This is a genomic window from Peribacillus sp. Hz7 (assembly GCF_042136355.1).
GTDB classification, from domain to species: domain Bacteria; phylum Bacillota; class Bacilli; order Bacillales; family DSM-1321; genus Peribacillus; species Peribacillus asahii_A.
In genome coordinates, this window is the sequence record NZ_JBHHJV010000001.1 from 1 (window position 1) to 24,910 (window position 24,910).

26 protein-coding genes, 1 pseudogene and 1 riboswitch are annotated in these 24,910 nt (G+C 35.1%); of the genes and pseudogenes, 19 read left to right on the forward strand and 8 right to left on the reverse strand.

The genetic code is table 11. The features are described 5' to 3' along the window. Positions 1 to 146, forward strand: a pseudogene (locus ACE199_RS00005) (IS110 family transposase); the annotation flags it as partial. A gap of 652 nt (positions 147 to 798) precedes the next feature. On the opposite strand, the gene ACE199_RS00010 reads toward ACE199_RS00005, so the two are convergent. After that, positions 799 to 966, reverse strand: a complete 168-nt coding sequence (locus ACE199_RS00010) for a hypothetical protein (protein WP_375348071.1) — start codon at positions 964 to 966, stop codon at positions 799 to 801. 317 nt (positions 967 to 1,283) lie between these two features. On the opposite strand from ACE199_RS00010, the gene ACE199_RS00015 reads away from it, so the two are divergent. The 3 genes from ACE199_RS00015 to ltrA all read left to right on the forward strand — a co-directional run bounded on the left by ACE199_RS00015 (position 1,284) and on the right by ltrA (position 4,371). Then, the gene (locus ACE199_RS00015) at positions 1,284 to 1,772 is read left to right on the forward strand and encodes a YsnF/AvaK domain-containing protein (RefSeq protein ID WP_375348072.1); all 489 of its coding nucleotides are present in this window, start codon (positions 1,284 to 1,286) and stop codon (positions 1,770 to 1,772) included. Between the two features lie 70 nt (positions 1,773 to 1,842). Beyond that, on the forward strand, positions 1,843 to 2,265 hold the full coding sequence (locus ACE199_RS00020; protein ID WP_375348073.1) for a YsnF/AvaK domain-containing protein: 423 nt from the start codon (positions 1,843 to 1,845) through the stop codon (positions 2,263 to 2,265). 915 nt (positions 2,266 to 3,180) lie between these two features. Continuing rightward, positions 3,181 to 4,371 carry a group II intron reverse transcriptase/maturase gene (gene ltrA, locus ACE199_RS00025; protein WP_375348074.1) on the forward strand — a complete coding sequence of 397 codons (1,191 nt, stop codon included), beginning with the start codon at positions 3,181 to 3,183 and terminating at the stop codon, positions 4,369 to 4,371. Positions 4,372 to 4,706: 335 nt separating this feature from the next. On the opposite strand, the gene ACE199_RS00030 is transcribed toward ltrA, so the two are convergent. Then, entirely contained in the window at positions 4,707 to 4,943 is a 237-nt protein-coding gene (locus tag ACE199_RS00030) for a heterocycloanthracin/sonorensin family bacteriocin (protein WP_375348075.1), read from the reverse strand. Between the two features lie 508 nt (positions 4,944 to 5,451). Between ACE199_RS00030 and ACE199_RS00035 the strand changes: the two genes are divergently transcribed. Together ACE199_RS00035 and ACE199_RS00040 are read left to right on the forward strand one after the other, a co-directional pair. Then, positions 5,452 to 5,637 carry a hypothetical protein gene (locus ACE199_RS00035; RefSeq protein ID WP_375348076.1) on the forward strand — a complete coding sequence of 62 codons (186 nt, stop codon included), beginning with the start codon at positions 5,452 to 5,454 and terminating at the stop codon, positions 5,635 to 5,637. Between the two features lie 154 nt (positions 5,638 to 5,791). Continuing rightward, positions 5,792 to 6,073 (forward strand): hypothetical protein, encoded by a 282-nt coding sequence (locus ACE199_RS00040; protein WP_375348077.1) that lies wholly within the window; start codon positions 5,792 to 5,794, stop codon positions 6,071 to 6,073. Positions 6,074 to 6,150: 77 nt separating this feature from the next. On the opposite strand, the gene ACE199_RS00045 is transcribed toward ACE199_RS00040, so the two are convergent. Then, a complete protein-coding gene (locus ACE199_RS00045; protein ID WP_375348595.1) occupies positions 6,151 to 7,386 on the reverse strand; it encodes an IS110 family RNA-guided transposase in 1,236 nt (411 codons plus the stop codon). Between the two features lie 645 nt (positions 7,387 to 8,031). Here ACE199_RS00045 and ACE199_RS00050 point away from each other — a divergent pair. Continuing rightward, complete coding sequence (locus ACE199_RS00050; RefSeq protein WP_375348078.1) at positions 8,032 to 8,910, forward strand: SMI1/KNR4 family protein; 879 nt, start codon at positions 8,032 to 8,034, stop codon at positions 8,908 to 8,910. A gap of 154 nt (positions 8,911 to 9,064) precedes the next feature. Here ACE199_RS00050 and ACE199_RS00055 read toward each other — a convergent pair whose 3' ends face one another. Next, a complete protein-coding gene (locus tag ACE199_RS00055; RefSeq protein ID WP_375348597.1) occupies positions 9,065 to 9,670 on the reverse strand; it encodes a LysE family translocator in 606 nt (201 codons plus the stop codon). Between the two features lie 751 nt (positions 9,671 to 10,421). Between ACE199_RS00055 and ACE199_RS00060 the strand changes: the two genes are divergently transcribed. From ACE199_RS00060 to ACE199_RS00075, 4 genes are all read left to right on the forward strand, one after another. Beyond that, on the forward strand, positions 10,422 to 10,589 hold the full coding sequence (locus tag ACE199_RS00060; RefSeq protein WP_375348079.1) for a hypothetical protein: 168 nt from the start codon (positions 10,422 to 10,424) through the stop codon (positions 10,587 to 10,589). 770 nt (positions 10,590 to 11,359) lie between these two features. Beyond that, positions 11,360 to 11,758, forward strand: a complete 399-nt coding sequence (locus ACE199_RS00065) for a hypothetical protein (RefSeq protein ID WP_375348081.1) — start codon at positions 11,360 to 11,362, stop codon at positions 11,756 to 11,758. Positions 11,759 to 12,198: 440 nt separating this feature from the next. Then, a riboswitch (glycine riboswitch) is annotated at positions 12,199 to 12,279 on the forward strand. A 140-nt stretch (positions 12,280 to 12,419) separates the two neighbouring features. Beyond that, on the forward strand, positions 12,420 to 13,784 hold the full coding sequence (locus tag ACE199_RS00070; RefSeq protein WP_375348082.1) for an amino acid permease: 1,365 nt from the start codon (positions 12,420 to 12,422) through the stop codon (positions 13,782 to 13,784). Positions 13,785 to 14,031: 247 nt separating this feature from the next. Next, complete coding sequence (locus ACE199_RS00075) at positions 14,032 to 15,036, forward strand: DUF3231 family protein (protein WP_375348083.1); 1,005 nt, start codon at positions 14,032 to 14,034, stop codon at positions 15,034 to 15,036. Between the two features lie 141 nt (positions 15,037 to 15,177). Here ACE199_RS00075 and ACE199_RS00080 read toward each other — a convergent pair whose 3' ends face one another. Next, positions 15,178 to 15,318 carry a hypothetical protein gene (locus ACE199_RS00080; RefSeq protein ID WP_375348084.1) on the reverse strand — a complete coding sequence of 47 codons (141 nt, stop codon included), beginning with the start codon at positions 15,316 to 15,318 and terminating at the stop codon, positions 15,178 to 15,180. An 83-nt stretch (positions 15,319 to 15,401) separates the two neighbouring features. Here ACE199_RS00080 and ACE199_RS00085 point away from each other — a divergent pair, with 83 nt between their 5' ends. The 6 genes from ACE199_RS00085 to ACE199_RS00110 all read left to right on the forward strand — a co-directional run bounded on the left by ACE199_RS00085 (position 15,402) and on the right by ACE199_RS00110 (position 20,133). Beyond that, entirely contained in the window at positions 15,402 to 16,226 is an 825-nt protein-coding gene (locus tag ACE199_RS00085; RefSeq protein ID WP_375348085.1) for an SMI1/KNR4 family protein, read from the forward strand. 78 nt (positions 16,227 to 16,304) lie between these two features. After that, positions 16,305 to 16,745 (forward strand): DUF4275 family protein, encoded by a 441-nt coding sequence (locus ACE199_RS00090; RefSeq protein ID WP_375348598.1) that lies wholly within the window; start codon positions 16,305 to 16,307, stop codon positions 16,743 to 16,745. A 322-nt stretch (positions 16,746 to 17,067) separates the two neighbouring features. Next, positions 17,068 to 17,478 (forward strand): hypothetical protein, encoded by a 411-nt coding sequence (locus ACE199_RS00095; protein ID WP_375348087.1) that lies wholly within the window; start codon positions 17,068 to 17,070, stop codon positions 17,476 to 17,478. A gap of 400 nt (positions 17,479 to 17,878) precedes the next feature. Then, positions 17,879 to 18,658, forward strand: a complete 780-nt coding sequence (locus ACE199_RS00100; RefSeq protein WP_375348088.1) for a TSUP family transporter — start codon at positions 17,879 to 17,881, stop codon at positions 18,656 to 18,658. A gap of 234 nt (positions 18,659 to 18,892) precedes the next feature. Next, on the forward strand, positions 18,893 to 19,600 hold the full coding sequence (locus ACE199_RS00105; protein ID WP_375348089.1) for a YfjL-like protein: 708 nt from the start codon (positions 18,893 to 18,895) through the stop codon (positions 19,598 to 19,600). 149 nt (positions 19,601 to 19,749) lie between these two features. Continuing rightward, positions 19,750 to 20,133, forward strand: coding sequence for a VOC family protein (locus ACE199_RS00110; RefSeq protein ID WP_375348090.1), 384 nt, complete (start codon positions 19,750 to 19,752; stop codon positions 20,131 to 20,133). Between the two features lie 72 nt (positions 20,134 to 20,205). Here ACE199_RS00110 and trmL read toward each other — a convergent pair whose 3' ends face one another. The 3 genes from trmL to ACE199_RS00125 form a co-directional block, all read right to left on the reverse strand. After that, positions 20,206 to 20,676, reverse strand: a complete 471-nt coding sequence (trmL, locus tag ACE199_RS00115; RefSeq protein ID WP_375348091.1) for a tRNA (uridine(34)/cytosine(34)/5-carboxymethylaminomethyluridine(34)-2'-O)-methyltransferase TrmL — start codon at positions 20,674 to 20,676, stop codon at positions 20,206 to 20,208. Between the two features lie 519 nt (positions 20,677 to 21,195). Further along, positions 21,196 to 21,690, reverse strand: coding sequence for a hypothetical protein (locus ACE199_RS00120; protein ID WP_375348092.1), 495 nt, complete (start codon positions 21,688 to 21,690; stop codon positions 21,196 to 21,198). Positions 21,691 to 21,877: 187 nt separating this feature from the next. Then, the gene (locus ACE199_RS00125) at positions 21,878 to 22,774 is read right to left on the reverse strand and encodes a DMT family transporter (protein WP_375348093.1); all 897 of its coding nucleotides are present in this window, start codon (positions 22,772 to 22,774) and stop codon (positions 21,878 to 21,880) included. A gap of 491 nt (positions 22,775 to 23,265) precedes the next feature. On the opposite strand from ACE199_RS00125, the gene ACE199_RS00130 reads away from it, so the two are divergent. Both ACE199_RS00130 and ACE199_RS00135 read left to right on the forward strand, forming a co-directional pair. Continuing rightward, positions 23,266 to 24,270 (forward strand): quinone oxidoreductase family protein, encoded by a 1,005-nt coding sequence (locus ACE199_RS00130; RefSeq protein ID WP_375348094.1) that lies wholly within the window; start codon positions 23,266 to 23,268, stop codon positions 24,268 to 24,270. 264 nt (positions 24,271 to 24,534) lie between these two features. Then, the gene (locus tag ACE199_RS00135) at positions 24,535 to 24,867 is read left to right on the forward strand and encodes a DUF1904 family protein (RefSeq protein ID WP_375348095.1); all 333 of its coding nucleotides are present in this window, start codon (positions 24,535 to 24,537) and stop codon (positions 24,865 to 24,867) included. Positions 24,868 to 24,910 lie beyond the last annotated feature (43 nt).

A 24,910-nucleotide genomic window follows, 5' to 3' on the forward strand; every position in this document is an offset into this window, starting at 1 on the left:
CTTTAAAAAAGATGCAATCTCTTATCGCCCTGTGCAATAAATTGATACGTGTATTGTTTACCATCGGTAAAAAACAATGTGAATTTAGCGAAGAAAGAATGTTACAGGACATCCCTCATATGGTTGTGATGCAGAGGGTAGCTTAGGTTTTTGTAGCCCTGTTAATCAGAATAAAGGAACGTTTATGTTTTAGTAGACATTTGAAGCACGGATTAGTCAGTATTCAACTAAATTTCGGGCAAGGACCCTGTCGGGCAGCATAAACTGACATCCACCTCATGGAAAGGTTGGACGAAGGAATTTTGGAGCGAAGACTCTGTGAGACATGGGAGGGTTGACCTCCATGAGAGACGTGAAGACCACTAGTGCAACTATAATTCAACTGGATACCCACTTATTGGATAACAGTGGTTAAGTGGCTAAAGGTTTTTTTACTCCTTGGCTCCAAAAATATCCTTCACTTCCCCCTAATCCCAATAAGAGAATGACTAACACATGTAAGCGACTTTAAAATTCTAAGAAAACAGGAGAAAACAAGAGATATTCCTTATTTTATAGAGGGAGTTTAGTTGAACAAGTAAAGTGAGTCATTAATGTAGCATTTGACTTAAATTCGACATAAAGGATGGCGATTTCTATTGAAAGATAAAAGAGATATAAGTCTTGCCATATTATAAAAAATCATCCAAGAAAGGATGGTTAGTGAAAATGGAACAAGATTTTATTTCACTAATATCTTATGCATATCCTGAGTTCGTGTATTTAGGCAATAAAACAATTATCAAAAATTAGGGTGATCTATTTCCCCCATAATTTTGTAACATCAAGCGGTACTAAATCTCGTCCACTTATTTGTTTATGAATTATTGGGGTTTTGAAGGGGTCAAAAATTCCACTATCTTTATTAGAATAACGTGCACGTACATCAACACCTAGGATATTTCGAATTATATTGCGGTACGTCATTATATCCATCTCCTTCATTTATTTATTATAATTTATTATCTTTCCTGGTATTAAAAAAATTCAATGAAATTTGTTCACACTAACGGGTGCTTTTGTTGAAGTTCCAGCTGCCATTTGGCGGCTTTTATTGTTGAACTAATCTGGAAGGTAATTCAATAAGAGGAATAAAAATTCGATTCTCCTTAATATCGTATTTGATTCAATAGATAATTTTATTAATCCAAATAAACTTTTTAACATATTTTTTAAAGAATAAATATCCCTCAAGGGTACATTATAAAAAAGGCTAATTAAATTAACTTGTGAGGGGGATTTTTATGGGTGACTTTTTAGGTTTATTTAGTGATGACAAATCTAGAAATCAAGAAAATGATACTGAATCAAAATTCCAAGATAATGAAACCAGTGGTATATTACAACTTCATAAAGAAGAGTTAGATATTACAAAAAATAATGTCGATGCCGGAGAAGTGGTCCTATCTAAAGATGTTGTTGAAGAACAAAAAACCATGGATGTTCCTGTAATGCATGAGGAAGTTGTTATTAAGAGAACACCAATTAATAATGAGCGAAGTGATGAAACCATCAGCTCTGAAGAGACTATTCATATTCCTGTTACCCAAGAACAAGTTGAGGTAAACAAGTACACGGTAACTACTGAGGAGATTTCCGCCTCTAAACGTCAAGTTCAGGAAACTCAGCAGGTTCAAGAAACTCTTAAACACGAAGAGGCACATGTTAATACAACTGGAAGTGTAGATATTATTACCGATGGTTCAGACTTTGAAGATATAAATAACAGGTAAAAACAAAAACACCTTTTCATAACTTAATGAAAAGGTGTTTTCACCATTTTTTTTGAGGGGGGCATTAAAGTTGCCTAATAAGCAGAATTCAACACATGATCATCACGAGGAAATAAGGCTTGAATTACATAAGGAAGAATTTCAGGTAAGTAAAAAAATTATTGAAACAGCAAAAGTTAATGTATTTAAGAAGACTTATACCGTAGAAAAGCAAATTTTGGTTCCAGTAATCCATGAAGAATTAATTATTGAGAAAAAGATATTAAATCCCGAAAGTACCACGGATACAAAAGTTGAAACGATACGTATTCCTTTAAGTGAAGAGCGTATTGAGGTAACGAAACACCCAATAATCCTTGAGGATGTCGAAATTTATAAGAAAAAAATAGAAGAACATATACAATTTAATGAAACTTTAAAGGAAGAGAAACTTCACATTGATACTATTGGAGATATAAGGGTAATGCTTGATAATCAAACACCAACTGTCTAAGATACTATAAAAATGTACATAAGAAATACACTCTAGCGTTGAAGTTTGGCCTTAAAATTTTTAAATAAAATATAATCCCTCTTAATTTATTCATCTTTTTATTAAGTACTTGCTTATTATCACGCAAGTTTTTTCAATGGATTAACAAACAAGGCGAAGAAAGCTCTTTGTTGTAGGATAGAAAGTGCTTATTGAACTACCATGAAAATAAGTTTCCCTAGACTTGAAAAAAAGCAATACTTAAGAAGACCCCGGCCGATCGTCAAAAAAAACGGGAGGGCGTGACTGGATTAAGGTCAGTATCAGTATTGACAGGTCCTATCCATTTTCATTCATTGTGGTGCAGCTCTGCTGCATGGGTGGCTAACGGGTACAATAGTTTAAGATCTAGCTGTCATTATGGCAGCTTTTCTTAGTGTGCCAGGCATGGCAACTATCTAGGTGGTGAAAGTCCACTGTGGGGGTACACATCGACCAACCACTAAGGAAGCGCAAGGTACTTATCGTGAGGTAAGGGCTGGAGGAAGCGTGGAATAAAATCTTGACTCGACGAACAGAAATCTGATACTAAGGCTTTATAAAGGGATTAGACTCCTAAGCAAGTTAAAGTCCAAAAGATGTGCGTAACTTTGTAGAGTAAATCAGGCGAGTAAAAGAGGAAAGATAGTTGTCTTACCCTGGGAGGTCTTGCGGATGTACAGAAGTACAGTCGAAAAAGGTTAGTCGCAAGAAGTCAGCAGAAGCCATAGTAATGAATCAAATTCATGAAGGGCCGAACAATTTATAGTGTTTCAACACCACGAATGCGTAAGTGACGTACTCCGAATGTGTTAATGGCGAAAGTATGAGCGTATCTCAAAGGATAACCAAAAATGGGGCTATCACTTACTACGTGAGAGGAAAGGAGAAACGAGTGTGAAACTTTTAGAACAAATTCTAAGTAATCAAAATATGAACGAAGCCTACCTACGTGTCTATAAGAATAGAGGTGCAAGTGGGGTTGATGGAGTAACAGTCAACGAACTAAAGCAATATCTGAAAGAGAACAAAGATGAGCTACGTCAGCGCATCAGAACAAGAAAATACCAACCACAAGCTGCCTTAAGAGTGGAAATCCCAAAAGAAAACGGAAAGATGCGCAAATTGGGAATACCAACAGTAGTGGACAGAGTAGTTCAACAAGCCATTCATCAAGTTCTCAGTCCGATATTTGAAGAACAGTTCAGCGAATTCAGTTACGGTTTCAGACCAAAAAGAAGTTGTGAGATGGCGATTATAAAAAGCCTGGAATTTCTGAATGATAGTCATGATTGGGTAGTCGACATTGACCTTGAAAGATTCTTCGATACCGTCCATCACGATAAACTCATGCGAATTATATCCAACACAATAAAAGACGGAGATGTCATCTCGTTAATCAGAAAATACTTAGTCAGTGGAGTCATGGTGAATGGAAAATATGAAGACACACCTGTCGGTACTCCGCAAGGAGGAAACCTCAGTCCACTATTGAGTAATATTATGTTAAACGAACTTGATAAGGAACTAGAGAAAAGAGGACTAAGGTTCGTGAGGTACGCAGATGATGCCCTTATCTTTGTGAAAAGTGAAAAAGCAGCAAACAGAGTAATGGATTCAATCGTGAGATTTATAGAAGAGAAATTAGGTCTGATAGTCAATGTAGAGAAGAGTAGAATCTCACGTCCAAAAGAATTGAAATTCTTAGGATTTGGGTATTATTACGACATTAATAATAAGAGATATCAAGTGAAACCTCACCCAAGTTCGGTACAGAAGTTTCAAAGGAAGCTTCGACAACTGACAAAACGAAACTGGAGTGTTCCACTAGACTACCGAATATTGAAACTGAAACAAGTTATATTTGGATGGGTAAACTACTTCAGAGTGGCAAAAATGAAAAAGCTGACTGAACGAATAGACAGAAAGCTTCGCTCCAGAATTAGGGTCATCATCTGGAAACAATGGAAAGTAGCGAAGAAACAAATTAAATCGCTTATTCAACTAGGGATTCCGCAGGAAGAAGCGAAGGGATTAACCTACTGTCGAAAAGGTTTCCGATTCATAGGATTATCAAAAGTCGTCTAAAGAGCAATCTCAAACAAAAGACTAAAGCAGAGGGGAGTCCCCTCTGCTTTAGAACATTATCTAAAAGTACACACTGTGATATAAATTGAAACGCCGTATACGTGATCCGTACGTACGGTGTTGTGAGAGGGGCGAAAATAATACATTTATTTTCCCTCTACTCGATTTCGACTAACGGTGCAGTTTAGTGAAAGAAGGAATTCCTAGTCTTTATTGTGCACTATATTTAATGTACTATAATATTTCCAATATGATATAGCAACAAAGAAGTCCCCCTGCGGCAGATCATGCGGGGGCACTTCTGTTTCATAAAAAAGCAATTTTTTGTTGAAGATTTACCAACCACCGCAACGCATGCCACCGCAATGCCAACCACCGCAACGCCAACCACCGCAACGCCAACCACCGCAATGCCAACCACCGCAATGCCAACCGCCGCACATCATGCCACCGCAACGCCAACCGCCAAATATTATTCTCGAATCCTGACTCTGAGGAACCATTGGAATTAACTGACCAACTTGGAAATTATCCATTCCCAAAGTTTGAAGTTCATTTTGAAAATTGAGCATTTTTACCCCCCTGTTTATTTAATAATTAGGTTGAACTGACATCTAACAAGAGATTTGAACGAAGAAATTTTGTCAGTTATGTGTAATTAGGAGATACTATGTGTACTATCTTCAACAGAATATGCTTACTTTTAGGTGGCTGTTACTGGTTTAAGAGCCTATTTCATGTTAGAAGTATCATAAAATGTTGTGTCTAGAAGTAACGATGGTGATTAATTTTATTCAACTTGTTTTAATTCTCAACGAAAGATCTCTTTAAGGGGAAGATTTTCTTTTGAAAAGGAAGGAACCCCGTCAACCTTATTCTTGTTAGGAACGAGAGGTGGACTACTACCCTTGTTTGTATAAGAGAAAGATTGTGAAGTATTACACTTAAACTATCGGGTGCATTACTGGAACAAGGTAATGTTTTTTTCTTATTCAAGTAACGAGCAGGATAATACAATAAGAAGAATATGTCTTATGTCTCATCAGATTCATATTATTCATTAAGAAAGGGATGATAACGATGACAAAATTATCTTATAGTGGTTTAAAATATGGGGAAAGTGATATGGAAGTAAAATTACTGGTGGATATACAAAATGATTGGTTTGAGGTAACGCATACGAAGGAAGTGTCTCAAGTAATGAATAAATCAACAGGTGAATATATCATAGTAAAACGAAACACCCTGAAATTTGAGGTTGTTTAATAGTACGAATTGATTGTGAAGTATTGTACTTAAAGTAACGGGTGGCTTTCCTGAAACAAGGAACAGCGCTAATTTTCATTTTAGGGCCAATTAATTGAATAAGAAATGCTAAAATTAAAACTAACTTATAATCACATTTTAGGAGTTAAAATCTATGTTCAAAAGTAGTGTATGGAAATACCTTTTATCGGTTGTTGTTTATGTTGTAACAATTCTTGCTGTTGATGATAATCATAAATTTGAGGAAAATTCTCTAATCAGTTTTGGAATCTTTACATTCTCTTATTGGATAGGTGTTTGGTATTGGAACAAAAGAAGAACAAAAGAAAAAGAACAAAAGATAGCAGTAAAATTTAAAACTTTTTGTTCAATTAAACCAGCTAATAGTTTGTCAATATTTTCCGATAAAAACTTAAAATATTTCATGCTATACTAAATTTATGCATACCAAATAACCTTCCAAGGTTCTGTGTTTGGAAAATTTTGGGCTATTTAGTTATTTATACTTTTAAACTAGGTTAGATCTTGGAAAGCCGATTTGCTTTTTAAAAGTGCATAAATCCAATGTAAGAGTTTATTAGCACATGCTATCACAGCTACTTTAAAGGGTTTTCCTTCTTCACGTTTCTTATCATAAAACTCTCGTAATCGCTTGTTACGGGGAATAATTTCATTTGTCGTTTTCTGCTTGCGACAATCTCGAATAGCACATTTAACGGCCATATACAAGGCCTGCCTTAGTCTGCTAGAGCCTCGTTTGGTAATTCGATTTAAAGTCCCTTTGAATGTACCAGATTCAAAGATACTGGGATCGATTCCGGCAAATGCTACTAGTTTCTTAGGATGATTAAACCGATCAATTTCCCCAATCTCAGAAATAATCGTGGCAGCGATTTTTTCACCGATGCCGGGGATTGACCGGATAATATTACATTCTTCAATATGCTTTGCTAAAGCATCTATCTCATCTTCAAGCGTGGATAGATGTTTTTTGTATTCAAGAAGCATATTAATATACATGTTCAAACTTAAAGAAAGGCTATGATATAGGGCTTTCTGAAATGGGTTTCGAGCTGCGGCAGCCATTAGTTTTTCTGCTTGATTGTTTGCCCATTGTTGTGAACGACTTTTACAGAACTCTTTAATTTTGTTAGCGATTGTTTCTTCGCCTGCTTCCAAAACTTCTTCTGAAGTAGGAAATGCTTGTAAAGTCAGTAAAGAAACATCCGAATATAAAGCTCCAAAAACTCCACAGTATTCAGGAAATACTTGATCCAGAACTGCCTGAAATTGCAGTTTGGTTTGTACAAACATGCCTGTAATATTTTCGTGTTGTCTTGTAAGATTACGAAGGTTCAAGAGCTGGATTCCTCTTTGTTTGTAAGGCTCTAAGTCTTCTTTATAGTACAGCCCGCAGAGGTGATAAGCGTCAATGATATCTGTCTTTACCTTGCGTAAACTAGAACTCTTAGCTCGATATGATATGAGAGGATTCACGATAATTAATAAATACCCTCTGTCCTCAAAATACTGGACAATTGGTGTGTGATAATGTCCAGTGGCCTCTAACACAATGGGAGGACGTCCCCCTGATACATCTTCTACTTCTTTAATGAAATCTAGAAGACTACTTAACCCTTCAAGAGTATGTGCTACTTTGAAGCTCTTTTTGTACGGCTGCTTTTTATCCAAGAATGCTTGAACCTGACTTTCACCTTTTGCTACATCCAGACCTATGACTGGATTCATCATTTATCCCCTCCTAAAAATCTATTGACCGGTAACCCCTATTCCTCCATGTAGTATCATAGCTTCGCTTGTTATACGAGATCATTGTCCCAACCAGCCTCAATCATGTTTCTACAAGTAGGGGGTGAACTGTTTAATGGACGGGATCGAGTCCCAAGGGCCAGAACCTTCTACCCCGGCTACCGCAATCATATATCGATATAAAAAAAGGTCAATCAGAAATATTTTCTTTTCTGATTGACCTTATAATACGAAAATCGGATACTTACTGTTTAAATGGCTCAATAGAAGAAGTCAAAGGAAATCATTTACTTGGGATAAATTCAGACTCTTTCTTAATAAATACCCATTACCTTACGCAAGAATTAAGGTTAACATATATGACTTAAGAAAAGAGATTAGCTATATTATGTGAATGGTAACTAGGAGGAGCCGTGTGCGTTAATTGCGCAAGCACGGTTCTGTGAGGGGGGAGGAATACAATCTACCGTGAGGTAGAGAGATTCCCTTCTACTCGACTAGCTGAACAAGGAATGCTTTATTTTATTGAATAAATAGAGGGTTTTTTATAATAAATATCGAAAACATTCATGTTAATTTGAATGTAGTATGACAAAGTAATCCGAAAGTATCATGGAGGAAGAGATGAAGAAAGTAATAAACATGATTAATCCAAGTTCGAAAGTGGATGGAGTGTCGTTAGTTGAATTGAAAAAAACAGAAAAAGCACTTGGTGCTATTTTTCCAGATGAATACAAGGAACTTTTTTTCGAAACGAATGGAGCAAAATTTGGTGATTGGACTTTGTTCCCTATTCAAACTAATGAACAAACAGCATTAACAATTGATATTGTAAAACAAAATCGGGAATTCAGACCAAATAATATCCCAAGTGAAATGATGTGTATTGGTGAAAATATCAATGGTGATAAGCTTTGTTACCGAATTAGAAAAAGATTTATGCAGGAACAAATCTATGTTTGGTATGCTAAAACTGAGAAAAGCGATTGTAAAGCATTAACATTAAAAGAATTTATAGATTGGTATGTACCTAAAGTAAATGCTAATAAGCCTAATAAACTTGGCACTTTTATGGTTGAAAGTGGAAAGTTTATTGTTACTGACCCATACTATAAAGTGGATGAAGAAGCTGAGTTGCAAATCGTACTTTTAAATGTGAAAAATGGTAATTGGACAGCTTCCATTTCTTATACTCCTGATGAAGTTGTTAAAAACTTATTTGTATTTTATGGGGAAAAGAAACCAAGTGGAAAATGGCATGTTTGCGATAAACAGATTGGAGTTGACTCTGCACAAGCAGGAATTTTTGACTTTAAAACATTTGGTAGAGACGAAGCCATCCAATTTGATGAGGTAGTTGCTTCAGATGCACAAGGGGGAGTTGTCTCAGATGGTGCGGTTTCAATGTCTGGTTATGGTGACGGAATGTACGAAGTGAAAGTAAAATATAACATTTCAAAAATGGTTGTTGGAGTGATGATTGACTTTGTAGATGAGGAATAATGTTATTCACCAATGAGCAGTGAAATACATCTTTGTTTATTCAGCTAACGGTGCAGGTTAGTTTAACAAGGTTGAAATAGATAATTTATTCCGGAAAAAATAAGACCCTTCGATTTAGGAAAATCAAGGGTCTTACCTAATGCATAAGAATAATCTAATTATGTGTCTTTTCAAGAAATAGCTTTATACCAAAACCTATCAGTATTGTTCCTGTGATTCCTTCAATAATGTTTTGTGTTTTAGGTTTTTTCATAAAATCACTAATATAATTGATTAAATATACATAAAGTAAAGACCATACGGCAGTCAATACAGTATAAGTGGTACCCATTATAACAAACGGTAAAAAAGTATTGCTTCCAGGGTCAACGAATTGAGGGAAAAAGGTTAAGAATAAGATAGCAACTTTGGGATTCAGGATATCTGTAAGGAACCCTTGTTTAAAACAAGATGTGCTTACAAACTTGCTTTTTTTGTTCATCTCAACGCTTGCTGTTTCTTCCTTTTTCTTTAAAGACCATAATGTCTTAACACCCAGATATAGTAAGTAAACAGCACCTACATATTTGAAGATAGAAAATAATAATGCTGATTTCACAATGATGGCTGAAAGTCCTAATACAGCAGCAGAAGTATGGATAAGAAGGGCACAACAAATACCTAAAACTGTTTTAAGCCCCCCGACTTTCCCAACGGTGACAGTATTTTTTGTAGCAATTGCAGTATCGGGACCGGGTAAAATGATAAAAAAAATACACATAAGGATAAACAGATAAAAGTTTTCCAATTTATCATCACCTTTCCAATTATGATATGGTAAAAATTCTTACACTGTATTATATATTAATCGTGTATATACTTGAACATAACCTTTGTTTGATTCAATTCCTTGTTGAACTACGAGGTGCTTTAATACAAGAACAGGACCGTCAATAGACGGTCTTTTTTTATGCTTTTAAGTTTCAAAAGTTATAAGAAAGAAGCGTATCAAAAAGTGCAGTTTATGGTGCTGTTAAGATGTTGCAATCAAGTGAACAGATACTGGTAAATGTACAGGTTTGATACTGGTGGGAATTGATAAAAATACCCATAGAATGAACCTTGCACGTGGAAAGGGAAAGGCGTCAATGTAATTTGCTTTACACTATACTGTTGAATATTAATATTCAAGTTTTGTTGTGATTTGTTGGAAGGGTATGTATGGGGGGCGGGGTATATAGTTTTGTGAGGTTAGCTATCAGAATATATAAGCACAAATTTCCACCTTCAGCATTTTACCGGCACTTTTACAGGGCTTGAACGTGTGAAGGATGGTTCAGGTTTTAAAGAAAATAATAGCAGTTGTTTCCTAGTAATTTTTTGGCTGTTGTTTTCACGAAAGTTATATAGTGATATAGTCGAAAATTCTTATTTGTGCTATACTAATGTGGTGATATCTCTTATTTATGTTATACTAATGTAGTGCGATTTCTTGTTTATGTTATAATTTAGTTGATTATACGGAGGTTTATATGGAAATTGTTATGTATCAGAATGAATGTTATAAGGTCGTACATAGATATGAATCAGGTTATTGGGAAATAAATAAGGTAAATGAGAAAAATAATAATAATGTTATTCTCGTAAACAGTATAGAATTACAGGCAATATCAGACGAAGAAGCAGAAATTAAGAATTAACTTAGTTTCTGCTTTTCTGCTGTATAGACTTCTTATTTTCAATATCTTGCTATAACCAATACATAATATATATCATTCTGAACAACCACCCCTATATATGATTTTACAGAAGCCCTTTTTCAAATATCCAGCTAACAAATTTCAGAAAAATAATTTTACCTCATAAATTTTCCTCACTTTGTCTTACTTCAGGGCTTAACGAAGTACCTATTAGTAAGGAAAAGTATTCAGTGTTTGCTGGTACTTTCCAAATAAAAAAAAAATTGAATATTAATCTTCAAAAATAAAAAGCACTTACTGGTGATTAGTTGCACTGGTAGGTGCTTCTTTTTTTGTTGTAAAAGCTTCTGTAAAGAAATGAGTTGATGCAGTACCCACAAAGTAAAAGATAATTTGCTTGTATTGCGTTTCTCTGCACATCAATTCAAGGTTTTGTTCAGTTTATTAGCTGTTTTCAATTCTAGCAAGTGAAGCATCATTCAAACGTACTGAAATTACATTCTTCCTTTTGTTTTCCAACTTCCCGAGCACCTCTTCACCCTATCCTTCAACTAGCTTTCACCCTACCTTCTACAGCCAATAAAAACAATTATTTCTGTTAGATTATATGGTATCATATACAATAATTGACTAAAAATGACTACATTTGTTAACGTTTGACGAATATCTTTGGTTCATCGCTGTAACAACATTTGAAACAAAGAACGTTTGAACAAAAGAAGTTTTACGCTTGATCGTATATAGGTAAATTAGGAAGGGTGATGTGAACCATGAAAGAAAAAAGATACATATACGTACATCCAAGTGGTGAGTATTTAATATGCACATTTGATAAACCTGATAAGATTTTAGAAGCACCAACATTTAAAGAAGCAATGAGAATTGCACCAAACTATATTGCATACGCTGAAAAAGGTAATACCCTTATTTTTAGGGATATGACCATTAAAATTAAAGATAATCCAAAACACCGTTTGAAAGATGAAGAACTTGCTAATGCACTACATGATGAAGGTGAACTTAAAAGTGCTGAAGATGGTTTTGCAGAATGGAATAGGATACTGATGAAACTGGACAATGGTCAAAGAATAAGATTTCTTGGAATGGTTTTTAATGATAGGTTCAATGCTGGTAAACCAGTTGATGTTGATGATTTACTGAATTACTGAAGGGGTGCTGTTGAAGCACTTCTTTTTGATATTATACAGAAGGGATTAATATGTTTGAAATGAAGGATCAATACATAGTAAAAACAAGTAAACGTGGAACTGAATACATAGAAACTGAAGCTGGTGCTTAATGTATCAGCTTCTTTTGCATTGGCATCCCTTTAAGCATTATTTCAATGTTCAGCAAAGAATATTTAGAGCAAAGAATTTTTGCTTTAATTGTAAACTTATTGCGATAAGCCTTATTGTGTACACGCTAATTATAGAATTTACAGATGAATTCTTTCGAACTGTACCCTAAATGAAATCAAAGATGATGAGAGATATGCCCTATCCACTATATTGACAAAATATTAATCTACTACTAAAATGGAAAATATTCAGAAATAATATTTTTAAATAATAAGCAAGCTATGATTGCTATGGATCACACTATAGCAGGAGCAGCTTCTGGAGAGACCGTGGGAATTCCACGGCGCCGAAGGGTTCACAATCTCAGGCAAAAGGACAGAAGAGTATTGAATATGTATTTGTTGTGCTGAGCGTTTTAGCATAACAAGTACTTATTTATTATTCTTATATCTTAGAGATTGGAGGACATCCAATCTCTTTTTTTATTGCTCTCGTTTCATATGTAAGCTTTTATTAAGGAGGCGCCATTATGGCACAACATGAATTAAAGAGGGGTTTATCAAATCGGCATGTTCAACTTATCGCGATTGGAGGCACTATTGGTACTGGGTTATTCTTAGGATCCGGCAAAGCGATACAACTAGCAGGTCCGTCCATCATCTTTGCCTATTTAATCGTAGGTCTTGCTATTTTTTTTGTGATGAGGGCGCTAGGAGAACTTTTGCTGTCTAAAGCAGGTTATCAATCGTTTACAGACATTGCCGAAGACTATCTTGGACCTCGGGCAGCGTTTGTAACCGGATGGACATATTGGTTTTGTTGGATTATGACAGCTATGGCTGATGTGATTGCTGTTGGGGTATATGTACAATATTGGTTTGATATCCCGCAATGGATACCTGCCATTATCTGCTTGATCATTTTATTAGGACTCAATCTATTAACCGTAAAGCTTTTTGGAGAATTGGAGTTTTGGTTTGCATTAATAAAGGTCATCACGATTCTCGCATTAATAGGCATTGGGATTATTTTGCTGGTGATAGGATTCAAGACAGATGCAGGAACGGTTACGATTCAAAATCTTTGGGAACATGGAGGGATTTTTCCAAACGGAATATCAGGCTTCTTACTTTCATTCCAGATGGTGGTCTTTGCCTATGTGGGTGTGGAATTAGTAGGTGTATCGGCAGCGGAAACATCCAATCCAGAAAAAAATATCCCATCGGCGATTAATAAAATTCCTTTAAGAATCCTATTTTTCTACGTTGGCGCAATTGTTATCCTATTGTGTGTTAACCCATGGACAGAACTAAATGCAGCAGAAAGTCCTTTTGTAAAAACGTTTAGTCTAGTAGGGATTCCAATTGCCGCAGGAATTATTAATTTTGTCGTATTAACTTCAGCTGCTTCTGCCTGTAACAGCGGGATGTTTTCAACAAGCCGAATCCTGTTTAATTTAAGCAAAAATGACCAAGCGCCATTGCATTTTGCAAAACTGAATAAGAATCATGTACCAAGTAGTGCGTTATGGATATCTGTGCTTGTCTTATTAGTGGGAGCTCTTTTGAGCAAACTTATACCGGAACAAGCTTTTGGAATCGTGACAACCATTAGTGCGATTTGTTTTATTTGGGTTTGGGGTGTCATTCTCATTTGCCATTTGAGGTACAAGAAAACACGTCCGCAATTACAGGCAAGATCCAAATTTAAAGCACCATTCACACCATTTATTAATTACGCTGTCCTAACGTTGTTTGCCATGATTCTCATCATTATGCTGGTTGCTGAAGAAACACGACCGGCCCTGTTGTTAACACCAATTTGGTTTATTCTATTACTTACTCTGTATTCAAATCGTCGAAAAAAGGAAAAAAATATAAAATTATCTACCTAGAAAAAATGAGGGAGCGTTTTTTAGTTTAACGAATGGGCTTGAATTGTGATAAGTATCTGTTTAAGGGGGGCACCGAAAGGGCCCCCTTAAGGCTTGTTAATGGCTACAAGAAGGGAGGGCTATCTAGAGGTATCAGCTAAGACCTTTTTTCTATTCGATAAATATAACTAGATTGTTCCGTTATATTTTTAACCGTTTGAGGGGATATTATTCCATGATGTATTCCATTACATAGGAGGTTGTTCTAATGGAAGATAAAACAAATATTCGTTTAACTGCTGCGGAAATGTCTAGTTTATGGACCCAATACATAAACGATACATTGGCTGTTTGTGTGAACAGTTATTTCTTAAAAAAAGTAGAAGATGAAGAAGTACGTCCTATTGTTGAATGGACGCTGGATACAGCCAAAGAGAATATTTCCATTATGCAGGAACTGTTTCAAAGAGAAGATTTTCCGATACCTATCGGGTTTACAGAACAAGATGTAAATTTACAAGCTCCAAGACTTTTTTCCGATACATTTTTCTTAATGTATTTACGGCACATGTCTACTCTTGCAATGTCAACTAGTAGTTTGTCATTAAGATTGGCAACACGGCCAGATGTGGTTACTTTTCATAAGCGTGTATTAAATAAAGGGGTTGAATTGCAGGACAAAACACGTGATTTAATGTTAAAACAAGGGACCTATGTAAGACCTCCTTATATATCTACCCCCGACAAAGTGGATTTCGTAGAAAAACAACACTTTTTAGCTGGATTTTTCGGGAAAAGGAGGTCCCTTACTTCAGTTGAAATCTCCCATTTATTTTTTAATATTGAAACAAATTCTGTGGGGAAAGTTTTAATAACAGGATTTGCCCAAACTGCTCAAAATGATGAAGTGAAACAATTTTTCTCAAGAGGAAAACAGCTTTCCAAAAAATATGTAGATACATTTAGCAAGTTTTTAATAAAGGAGGATTTATCAGCCCCTATGGGTTGGGATTCGGCTGTTTTAGATACAACAACAAATATTTTTTCAGATAAATTAATGATGTATCATGTCTCAGCAATGACTGCTGCAGGAATTGGAAACTTTGGAATATCATTGGCGGCAAGTCCAAGAAGAGATTTAGGATTAAAATATGCATCTTTAATTCCAGAAATCTCGTTATATGCCGAAGATGGAGCCAATATTATGATTAAACACGGTTGGATGGAGGAACCTCCACAAACAGATGACCGTAATCAATTAATACAGAATTAATTAGTACAATTGAAGAAATAGAATTGATCTTCAGCAATCGGGCGATATAGTTGAATAAGATGTACGGGAAATAAGAAAATGACGTGTACCATTCTACACGTCATTTTCTTGTTTTGACTTATAAACAGAATTCCTTTACTTTTAACCTAGCATTTTCTTTAATTTGCTCACCGTTTCTATTTGCATATCCAAATCAGTATGGGAGTAGATATCTAACGTAATGCCGACATTTGCATGACCGAGACGTTCACTGACAATTTTGGGATTGATGCCTTGTTTCATTTTTTATCTTGCATCTATTATTGTGAACGATGATAAAATTGATTAAAAAGGCAGTATTTTCTGTTTTATGGGAGTATTAGAGAATGAATGTAGAAGAATTATGGGAAGAAGAATTGGATGAGTATTTCAAAGGTGAAGTCGATTCAGAGATAGTAGAAAATATTCAGAAGGAATTAAATGTGGATTTGCCAGAATCATATATACACTTGATGAGGAAAAGGAATGGGTTCTATGTAAAAAAGAAGTATTTCCCGACTACTACTCCGAATAGTTGGGCTAATAATTCTGTGCATGTCGATTATTTATATGGAATCGGGGAAAATCCAGGACTACTAGATAGTATGTATTTGCGAAAAGAATGGGGAATACGCAGTAAAAAATTACTGATTATATCGGCAGACCCACCGATGTTTATTTGTTTGGATTATAGAAAGAGGAAAAATCCTTCGGTTATTTTCATCGATGTAGAGCAAAATCAAGAGATAAAATTAGCAAATGATTTTCAGGAATTTATAGGCGGACTTGTTGATTACATAGAGGAAGAGGAATTAGACCCTTATGATTCAGAGCTTTCTGAGGAGGAAATAAAAGATTACTATGCAAAGATTGATAATGTAATACAAAAGGGAAAGCCAGGAGAAATTGACCGTTTTTTCACAAAAATTCTCTCAACGAATAACGAGTTAATTCGTTATATGGTTGAAAAAATGAGACAATACGAAAAACCAAAAGTCCATTTTTATTTATTGCTTTTCTTATCCTGTTGTGCTGAAGGGGAGAATAAGGGAATCATAAAGGATGATTATTTATTAGAGGTTTTCAATGAACTTTCTCAAAGTAAAAATAGGGATGTTAGGGATTTGAGTTTGTATAGCTTAAAGGAATTACATAGGAGACTCAACGTGTAAGGTTTTAGTATATTTTTTAACAGAGATACGAATGAGACATGAGTATTATGTAGAGTAGGTGTCGTTTTGGAATATGTGATGGATTTAGTCTCTCTGCTTGAGAAGAAAAAAGTAAAGGTAACTGAAATACCTAAGTGGGGAACGTATCTAAGAAAACAATGGGAAGATAACTTTGCCAATCATCTTAGTGACAAAGAAAAAAATTCTATTTACCTTTATGATGAAGATGGCTGCTGTGGCTACCTATGGCATGTATTTAGCTGGGAAAAAAAGAAGTGCTTGAAAGAGGAACAAGCTGATCTAGCATTTAACAAAGAATCAAAACAATCTTGTTATGTTTTTTATCAGCATTCTAATGATGCGTTAATTCTTGAAAAGGCTTCATCTTTAAATGCAGATGATTTCCTAAATGAAGAAGATGTGTATGTAGTAGATAAGGAATTCAGCTGGACTTATGTGAGAACCCATGAAACAGGCTGGTGCGGTCCTTATTTCAGTAGAAAAGATAAAACAATCTAAAGTTATACAGCGGGTGGGGATCGGGGGTTCAAGTCCCTCACAGGTCATCGTCTAAACAAAGCTCAAATCCTTTTGTAGCAAGGGTTTGGGCTTTTTCTTACAGTCGTAAGGAATCCATTGTTTGTTTTTATGTGCTTTTTTGTCCGTTATGTCCAGAAACGATTATCAAACCGATTGGCTGTTTTCTTCTGCATTTCTTCATTTGTGTGTGAATTGAGGAAAAGATTATTTTATTAATTATTATTAATTTGGCAACAAATGAATTGAAACATCATTGATTCGGGAAACGTATAAAAAGAAAAATTTGAAAGGATTTAAAATGATGGACGATATTGATAAAGAACAGTCTGCTAAACGAGAAAAATCGTCAAGTCCTCTTAGAAAACTAATTAAACGTATTTGGTACGTTTCGTTAGCTGTGGGAGCTGGGGCAACCATGTTACAAGAAAAATTTCCGTTTAAGGAAATGTTTTGGATTATCTCTATAAGTTCACTAATCCTTGCTTTTTCTTGTGCTGTCATGCTCTTTAAAAAAGACCTTGCATTAGTAGAGCGTATTCTTTATTCAATCACTACGATAGTGTTATTGTTTATGAACCCTCATTGGTTAGACATTCCTGCTTATTCAACAAATAATCATAGAGTTGTTGAAGGGGACCTACGGAATTTGAATATAGAAGTCCATATAAGGCGGGAAGTTATTTACATGTTAAAGTTCAAAATAAAGAATTGAAGTTGCCGACAAGTGTTCTAGAATCACATTCTGATAGATGGTTTGTCATTCATTATCTTCCAAATTCAAAATTCATCACGGACTACAAAATTCTAACCAAACAGGAAACGCAAGAAAAAATGAAAAAAGAATAAATGTCTATAACGATTGTTATGGTGACTCTTATTAAGCTAACAGATGGCTAGAGTTCAATAAGTGCAAGCCATCTTTAGCAGCCATGACCTTCAATAATCGGGAGCGTTTCTGAAATAACTGGAAACGCCTTTTTCTTATTTAGCTAAAGGATGCAGTTTAATTCAAGAAGGATTTTATTTTAACTTAACGAATCTTTAATTTTCCTAATTGTAAAAAACTGATTTTTTAGTTACTATTTTAGTAGTAACTAAAAAGGGGCCGTTTTATGTTTGGAGATTTGGATATTTCATTAGTCATTATTTTATTTATTTTTGGTTTTTTAGGAGCTTTTTTAAATTCAATTGTTGGTGGTGGTGGGTTGATTACGTTACCAGTATTATTGTTTGTTGGCCTACCACCAGCCACAGCAATCGCCACGAATAAACTTGCATCTACATTAGGAAATTTAACGAGTATGCTGACATTTTTACGTGCTGGAAAAATTGATTTCAAATTATTAAGGCCGATTGTACCGCTTGTTTTTATGGGATCAATGCTTGGGGCGGTTACAGTACACTATATTTCACCTGATTTACTCAAGCCTCTTATTTTCATCATGCTGGTAGTTGTTCTGATTTACACAATTATAAAAAAAGATTGGGGAAGCATTGAAAAACGACGTGTAATGACAAAGAAAAGCAAAGCTCTTTTTATCAGTGTGTTAATTGCCATTGGTTTTTATGACGGTTTTTTAGGGCCTGGTACAGGATCATTTATTATATTTGTCTTTATCATAATGGGTTTTGATTTTATACAAGCTTCAGGAAATGCCAAGCTACTTAATTTCATAAGTAATTTCGCAGCACTTATTATGTTTTTATTTCTTGGTACAGTTAATTACTCATATGGAATAATTATGGGTTTATCGATGATTATGGGCGCTTTTGCTGGAGCGAAATTCGCATTAGGACGTGGAGCTACTTATGTGCGAATTATTTTTATTCTTGTAACCTCTTTGCTTATTTTAAAAAATGGATATGATTTTTTTATGGAGAAGATTCATTAATATACGAGGGCGGATATATACTATTTGTTTCTCAGACTTTAAATTAGGACAATCCTCATTTGTATTGAAGAGTTCGTGAAAAATTGTACTTAAGAATAACGGAGGAGAATAATGTGATAAAATAATACATACAAGTTAAATTCTGTATGATACTTATAAGTTATAACTCTGTTAAAGTAGATTTTTCTGATTTAAAGTTATCATTTTAAGTATTTTGAATGTATAGGAGACAAAATGAAAAAATCAACAAAAGTAACTTTAGGTATCGTATCAGCTGCGATGATTGTGTTTGGAGGCTTTGTATACGTTTCATTTAATGGTGTACCATGGAAAAAGGTTGCGGTATCTCAAGAATTAGAAAAGCATGTCGAAAACAAGTACAACATTAATGTAGAAGTAGTAGATAAATATTATAACTATAAAGATGGAAGTTATGGGGCCGCGTTTAAAGTACATAGAGATCAAGAAGAATTTACATTTAATAGTGATAAAGCAGGTAATGGTGAATATTTGGACTATTATGTAGAAGAATTATGGACAAGCCAATTAAAAAAAGAAAGTTATCCTATTATTAAACGTTCTTTTAAAAGTCTTCCAATTGAATCTTATGATTACATGTTCATTTATGGAATTGCTGATGAATTACAAATTAAGAGCGATAATATTCCTGATTACAAAAAGGTGAATTCTGAACTTGATCTGGTACTTCGATTGCAGGACTATTGGAGTGAAGAAACGAAGAAAAGAGGAATCCATGAAACATATACCTTAATCCAAGAACTAAAAAAGCAAGGTATCGATAATATTGGCCTCATTATTGATTATAAAGAGAGAGCAGAAGAGCAAGAAAAAGGGCATATTTATCGTATTTTCTTTGAAGCAGGAGATTTAAAGAAGGTTCATGAACAAGAAGATATAGAGAAATATTTAATTAAGGAATAAATGATGGTGATTCGCTATTCATTAAGAAATGTGTTAAAAATAAAAAACATAAAAGGTACTTATAAATTGAACTAGCGGGTTGTTTTACTTGCAGCCAGATTGTTAGCACAGTACCATGTGTCACAACTATCAAAGGAGGAAAAGACAGTATGAGAATCGTTGTTACCAGTATATTTGTACAAGATCAAGAAAAGGCACTGGAGTTTTATTCAGAAAAACTAGGGTTTGTAAAAAAGGAGGACGTTCCTGCTGGAGAATTTAGGTGGATAACGCTTGTTTCTCCAGATGATCAAGACGGTACCGAGCTTTTACTCGAACCGAATGCCCATCCTGCCGCAAAGGAGTATCAAAAGAAGATATTCGCCGAGGGCATCCCAGCAACAATGTTTGGCGTTGCAGATATTCGTAAAGAGTACGAACGATTAATGGAAAAAGGCGTAACGTTTACTATGGAACCGACAAAAATGGGCGAAGTCACAATAGCTGTCTTCGATGATACATGCGGCAACCTTATTCAGATCGTGCAGAAGTAATTTTATGGCGAAGAAACGTAGTTCTTAATGAACTTATTGGTAAACAAAATCTTCCGAGACGGAAGATTTTGTTTATTTTAAATGGGGATATCCTTGCTGGCGCAGGGCCTCATATACTAATATAGCAGCTGTATTCGAAAGGTTCAGTGAACGAACATGATTACTCATTGGTATTCTTAAAAAGTGATCTTCATTTTTTTCTAGTAAATCTTTTGGTAAACCGGTTGTTTCTTTTCCAAACATAAAATAATGTTCCTTTGATACATCACTGAAATCAAAGGCTGAATGTGTTTTTTCACCAAACGTTTCAATATAGTAAAACTCACCTTGATTTTTTGAGAAAAAGTCATCCAATGATTCATAATACGTTATGTTTACAAGCTGCCAGAAATCTAAACCTGCTTGTTTGATCATTTTTTCATCTGTTGAAAAGCCAAGAGGTCGGATTAAGTGTAAGGCTGTATCCGTTGCAGCACAAGTAAGTGCAATATTTGCAGTATTAGTCGGAATTTCTGGTTGATATAGTACAACATGTATTGCCAAGAATGGTCACCTCTATTTTTATTTTACCCTCCAAATTATAGCATACGAATTGTGAAGATTTGTACTTAAACGGAGCAGGATAGGTAAAGGGGAATAGTGTTAAATTAACAATATATGTAAAATATATTAAAAGTTTATTTATTGTATTTTTATAATGCTAATTAGAGGTTCTGATGAAAAAAAGAACTTCTTTTTTTATTTGTTGGAGAATGTAGCGAACAAGGTGAGAAGTTCTACGGCTTGTTGTTTATTTTTAGCTTATTGTTGGAATAATGAATACAACTAGTAGAAATAAGGAGTGTTTAGTATGAGTAAAAAATGTTATGGTTGTGACTCAACAAACATTTATATCGAAGAAGAAGTATTTGAAGAGGATTATATTATCCAACTTTATATTTGTGATAATTGTGAAGTAAGCAGCACGAGATTGGAATATTATACTGATTAAAAACAAATAGGCAGGTGCCTGTCCCTCAATCGTTTAATGTTGTAAAGCGGTGAGGGACAGGCACCTGTGTATTATTTAGAAGTGAATATAAATCTTTCTTTTAATGGCCTGCCTTCACTTCCTTTTTGAGTCCAAACAATTTCTACTTCTAATTCAGACGCTTCTTCAGCTAAAAGAAAACTGTGAAATTGATAGGGGATTTTCTCATTCAATTGTTCTGCTAAAGAAACTGATTGTTCAAAGTGGTTTTTATTACAATCAGTTTGATCAGGGCAGCCAAATAGTGCATATTTTGTTTTAGAATTCGGTTGGTTTCTAAACAGATGGATTTCTGCAGATAACACGTCTTCACCAATGTTATCAACCTTTAAAGAATACCTATGGAAGTTTCCTTCCTTTGATTTTACTAGCCCTGTACCACCTAGTTTAGCTTTGTCTAATTTAACTGACCATTGTTTCGTTGTTTGTTCGGCCGGTAATTTATCAAACGTTAAAGCTTCTGTCTCTAGAGTTGTTGAGGAGATAAATAAAAGAGATAGTAGACATATTGCAAATATTTTTTTCATTGTTACGGTTACCCCCTAATTTTATTTTCTTATATTTTTCTCAAATTAAAATAAAGTATGCGGTTTTTAATGAATGGTTGAAGTAGAGAGCTTATTGAGCTAAACCAGCTAATAGATTATCAAGAAAAATAAAAATACTCTAACATACGAAACAGCGGGAAACGAATGCTTCCCGCTGTTTTGTACATTATTTAGCTGATTTTATCTTTAATCGCTTTGAAAATTTCATCGATTGATTTTCGCTAACGAATGTTGAGCCTAACAGCAATGCACCACCAAGCATTTGAACAACTGTCATTTGTTCTTGCAAGATAATAGCAGAAATCACTAATGATGTGATGGGGTCTGTATAACTTAATGCAGCGATGCTCTGCCCTTTTAATTTCTGCATACCTGAGAAGAATAACAAGAATCCAATACCTGTGTGTACAATCCCTAAGATTAAAATAAATGGAATGGAAGAACTTGATACTTCCAAAATGCCAAATCCTTCAGTAAAGAATACATATGGCATGAGAAGCAAGGTCGAAGTTCCAAGCTGAATGAATGTAATTCCGAGCCCGTCCATGTTTATGATGAACTTGTTGAATAGCATTAATGAAGCGTAGAATATAGCTGCCATTAATCCATAGCCAATGCCAAGTAAATGACCTAATCCAGATGTACTTACACCACTATTACCAACAATCAACAACATACCTAGCATGGCTATACCAATGCAGATTATTTTCTTTGCAGATAATTTTTCCTTAAGTACCAACGGCGAAAGGATCAGGACAAAGACAGGTGCAAAATAATAACTTAGTGCTGCATTAGAAATGGTTGTATGCTTGTACGCTTGGAAAAGGAAAATCCAATTTCCACCTAATGCAATACTCGAAAGTAATAAAATCAAAGCATTTGCTTTAACCAATGCCCATGAAAATTTTTTCTTCATCATGAACATGACTGTCATTAAAAAGAAACTGCCAATTAAACCACGTAATAAAGCTATTTCACTCGAAGATAAATCAATGTATCTTACAAATACGCCAATCGTACCAAAGATGATCATTGATAATAGGAACTGAATGTTAGATTTCATCGTCTACTCCTTCGAATCTGCGAAACAGCTTATATTTCGCAGATTCTTAATCTGTTTTTAATATAAGCTTATTCAGTGCTGATTTAACAGCTGGAGTAAACGGTGGCGGCGGTGATGTGGAAAAGGACTTCCAAGTGTATAAATGTATATTGGATAATGGCATAATGATCCCCCTATTTCTACTAGCATATTGATATTGTCTAATTATACTTTATAGAAGCGTATTCAACTATAGGGTCTGTTTCTGCAACAGCGAATTTAGTAGGTGAATTCGGAACATAGAGTGAGGTTATTTATAATAAGCAATCAACCTAAACAGCTGGGGGACAGGCACCTTAACTAAGTCTGTTAAATGACGTTCTTTTGTGTATTCAGTATGAGTTAAATCGTTTGTAATAGTTTGGATGTTACAATATACTGAAAATAAGGTATATTTTAACATTAGATTCGAGTGAGCGCTCGTTCAATCCATACTTTTAGGGGGAAAATAGATGAAAGCCATTGTTTTGCGAGAATTAGGCGGACCTACTCAATTAAGATATGAAGATGTGGAAGTTCCGACGCCAAAAGCAAATGAAGTTTTAGTAAAACTTAAATATGCATCGTTAAATCGAAGAGACCTATGGATTACTTATGGACAGTATCCAGGGATGGAACTGCCATCTATTTTAGGAGCAGATGGAGCAGGTGAGGTCGTTGCTGTTGGAGACCAGGTTTCTGAAATTAAAGTAGGAAGTGCTGTTGTTATTAACCCTGCTTTGAATTGGGGAGAAAGCCGAGCTTTCCATGGACCAGATCACCGTATATTAGGAATGCCATCCGATGGTACATATGCTGAATATGTAGTTGTTCCAGCAGAGAATGTTTTTACAAAACCAACATATCTTTCTTGGGAAGAAGCGGCTGCCTTACCATTAGCAGGTGTAACAGCTTTTCGTTCCCTTATGTACAGGGGCAACCTTAAAAAGGGAGAAAACGTCCTTATTCCTGGAATTGGAAGTGGTGTGGCTCTGCTTGCCCTACAGATTGCTGTAGCACATGGGGCGAATGTATTTGTTACATCTAGCAGCGATGAGAAACTTGAAAGAGCAAAGCAGCTTGGGGCAAAAGGCGGGGTGAATTATCGCTCGGAAAACTGGGTAAAAGAAATGAAAAAGTTAATGGATGGTGCTGATCTCATCATCGATAGCGTTGGTGGAGAAAACTTCAATCATTTAATTAATTTATGTAAACCAGGTGGACGTATCGTTAATTTCGGTGCTACAAGCGGAGCGGTTAAAGAACTACTTCTGCCACGAATATTTTTTAAACAATTGGATATAAAAGGGTCTACAATGGGAAGCCCAGAAGATTTTAAAGAGATGCTCCAATTTTTTGAAGAACATAAAATTTCTCCATATGTTGATAAATGTTATCCTCTTAAAGAAGCGATAGAAGCACTGATTTATATGGAAAATGGCGTTAATTTTGGGAAAATTACTTTAAAGATTGAATAATAAAGTTTAGAAATAGTTTTATTTGAACTACTCTTTTAGGTGAAACAAATGGAATGAACGGATGTCAAAGTTAAACAGGGATTGCTGCGATATCAATAAAACGGATAGAACAGGGATTGGTTAATAGAGTTCTACTTAACCAATCCCTGTGGTTTACATCTGCAACATGGAAAAGAAGGAAAGACTTTGTTTATCAAGAGACTTGATATAAAATTTCTAGTAGAAAGCTAACAAATGATGTGATACATAATGGAGGGAATACAATTGCCACACTTAGTGATTCGAGGAGTATCGATTGAAGAGATGAAAAGAATCAGCAAGCCATTAGTAGGGGAGCTTGCAGAAATTTGTGAGTGCGGGACAGATAACTTTACGTTCGAAGTGCCTCATTCCACGTTTGTATTTGACGGGGAAGAAATTCCGGCTTTCCCGCTTATTGAAGTAAAATGGTTTGAACGCGGTCAAGAAACTCGCGATCGCGTCGCCCAATCTGTTACTAAATATATCATGTCAACAGGTGTTGATGAGGTAGAGGTCGTGTTTATTCCTTTCTCTGAGCCTGCTTATTATATTAATGGCGAAAGAGTCGGAGATTAAAGGAAACATGAGGCTAGTATGCCTGTCCCCCGATTGTTTAACG

Coding starts and splice junctions, on each gene's coding strand:
- ACE199_RS00095 (WP_375348087.1), top strand. CDS start 17,068: ATGGACGATATTGATAAAGAACAGTCTGCTAAACGAGAAAAATCGTCA.
- ACE199_RS00045 (WP_375348595.1), bottom strand. CDS start 7,386: ATGAATCCAGTCATAGGTCTGGATGTAGCAAAAGGTGAAAGTCAGGTT.
- ACE199_RS00050 (WP_375348078.1), top strand. CDS start 8,032: ATGAAGAAAGTAATAAACATGATTAATCCAAGTTCGAAAGTGGATGGA.
- ACE199_RS00080 (WP_375348084.1), bottom strand. CDS start 15,318: ATGAAACAAGGCATCAATCCCAAAATTGTCAGTGAACGTCTCGGTCAT.
- ACE199_RS00100 (WP_375348088.1), top strand. CDS start 17,879: ATGTTTGGAGATTTGGATATTTCATTAGTCATTATTTTATTTATTTTT.
- ACE199_RS00125 (WP_375348093.1), bottom strand. CDS start 22,774: ATGAAATCTAACATTCAGTTCCTATTATCAATGATCATCTTTGGTACG.
- ACE199_RS00040 (WP_375348077.1), top strand. CDS start 5,792: ATGTTCAAAAGTAGTGTATGGAAATACCTTTTATCGGTTGTTGTTTAT.
- ACE199_RS00015 (WP_375348072.1), top strand. CDS start 1,284: ATGGGTGACTTTTTAGGTTTATTTAGTGATGACAAATCTAGAAATCAA.
- ACE199_RS00055 (WP_375348597.1), bottom strand. CDS start 9,670: ATGTGTATTTTTTTTATCATTTTACCCGGTCCCGATACTGCAATTGCT.
- ACE199_RS00060 (WP_375348079.1), top strand. CDS start 10,422: ATGGAAATTGTTATGTATCAGAATGAATGTTATAAGGTCGTACATAGA.
- ACE199_RS00075 (WP_375348083.1), top strand. CDS start 14,032: ATGGAAGATAAAACAAATATTCGTTTAACTGCTGCGGAAATGTCTAGT.
- ACE199_RS00120 (WP_375348092.1), bottom strand. CDS start 21,690: ATGAAAAAAATATTTGCAATATGTCTACTATCTCTTTTATTTATCTCC.
- ACE199_RS00105 (WP_375348089.1), top strand. CDS start 18,893: ATGAAAAAATCAACAAAAGTAACTTTAGGTATCGTATCAGCTGCGATG.
- ACE199_RS00070 (WP_375348082.1), top strand. CDS start 12,420: ATGGCACAACATGAATTAAAGAGGGGTTTATCAAATCGGCATGTTCAA.
- ACE199_RS00010 (WP_375348071.1), bottom strand. CDS start 966: ATGACGTACCGCAATATAATTCGAAATATCCTAGGTGTTGATGTACGT.
- ACE199_RS00090 (WP_375348598.1), top strand. CDS start 16,305: ATGGATTTAGTCTCTCTGCTTGAGAAGAAAAAAGTAAAGGTAACTGAA.
- ACE199_RS00130 (WP_375348094.1), top strand. CDS start 23,266: ATGAAAGCCATTGTTTTGCGAGAATTAGGCGGACCTACTCAATTAAGA.
- ACE199_RS00065 (WP_375348081.1), top strand. CDS start 11,360: ATGAAAGAAAAAAGATACATATACGTACATCCAAGTGGTGAGTATTTA.
- ACE199_RS00110 (WP_375348090.1), top strand. CDS start 19,750: ATGAGAATCGTTGTTACCAGTATATTTGTACAAGATCAAGAAAAGGCA.
- ACE199_RS00085 (WP_375348085.1), top strand. CDS start 15,402: ATGAATGTAGAAGAATTATGGGAAGAAGAATTGGATGAGTATTTCAAA.
- ACE199_RS00030 (WP_375348075.1), bottom strand. CDS start 4,943: ATGCTCAATTTTCAAAATGAACTTCAAACTTTGGGAATGGATAATTTC.
- ACE199_RS00035 (WP_375348076.1), top strand. CDS start 5,452: ATGACAAAATTATCTTATAGTGGTTTAAAATATGGGGAAAGTGATATG.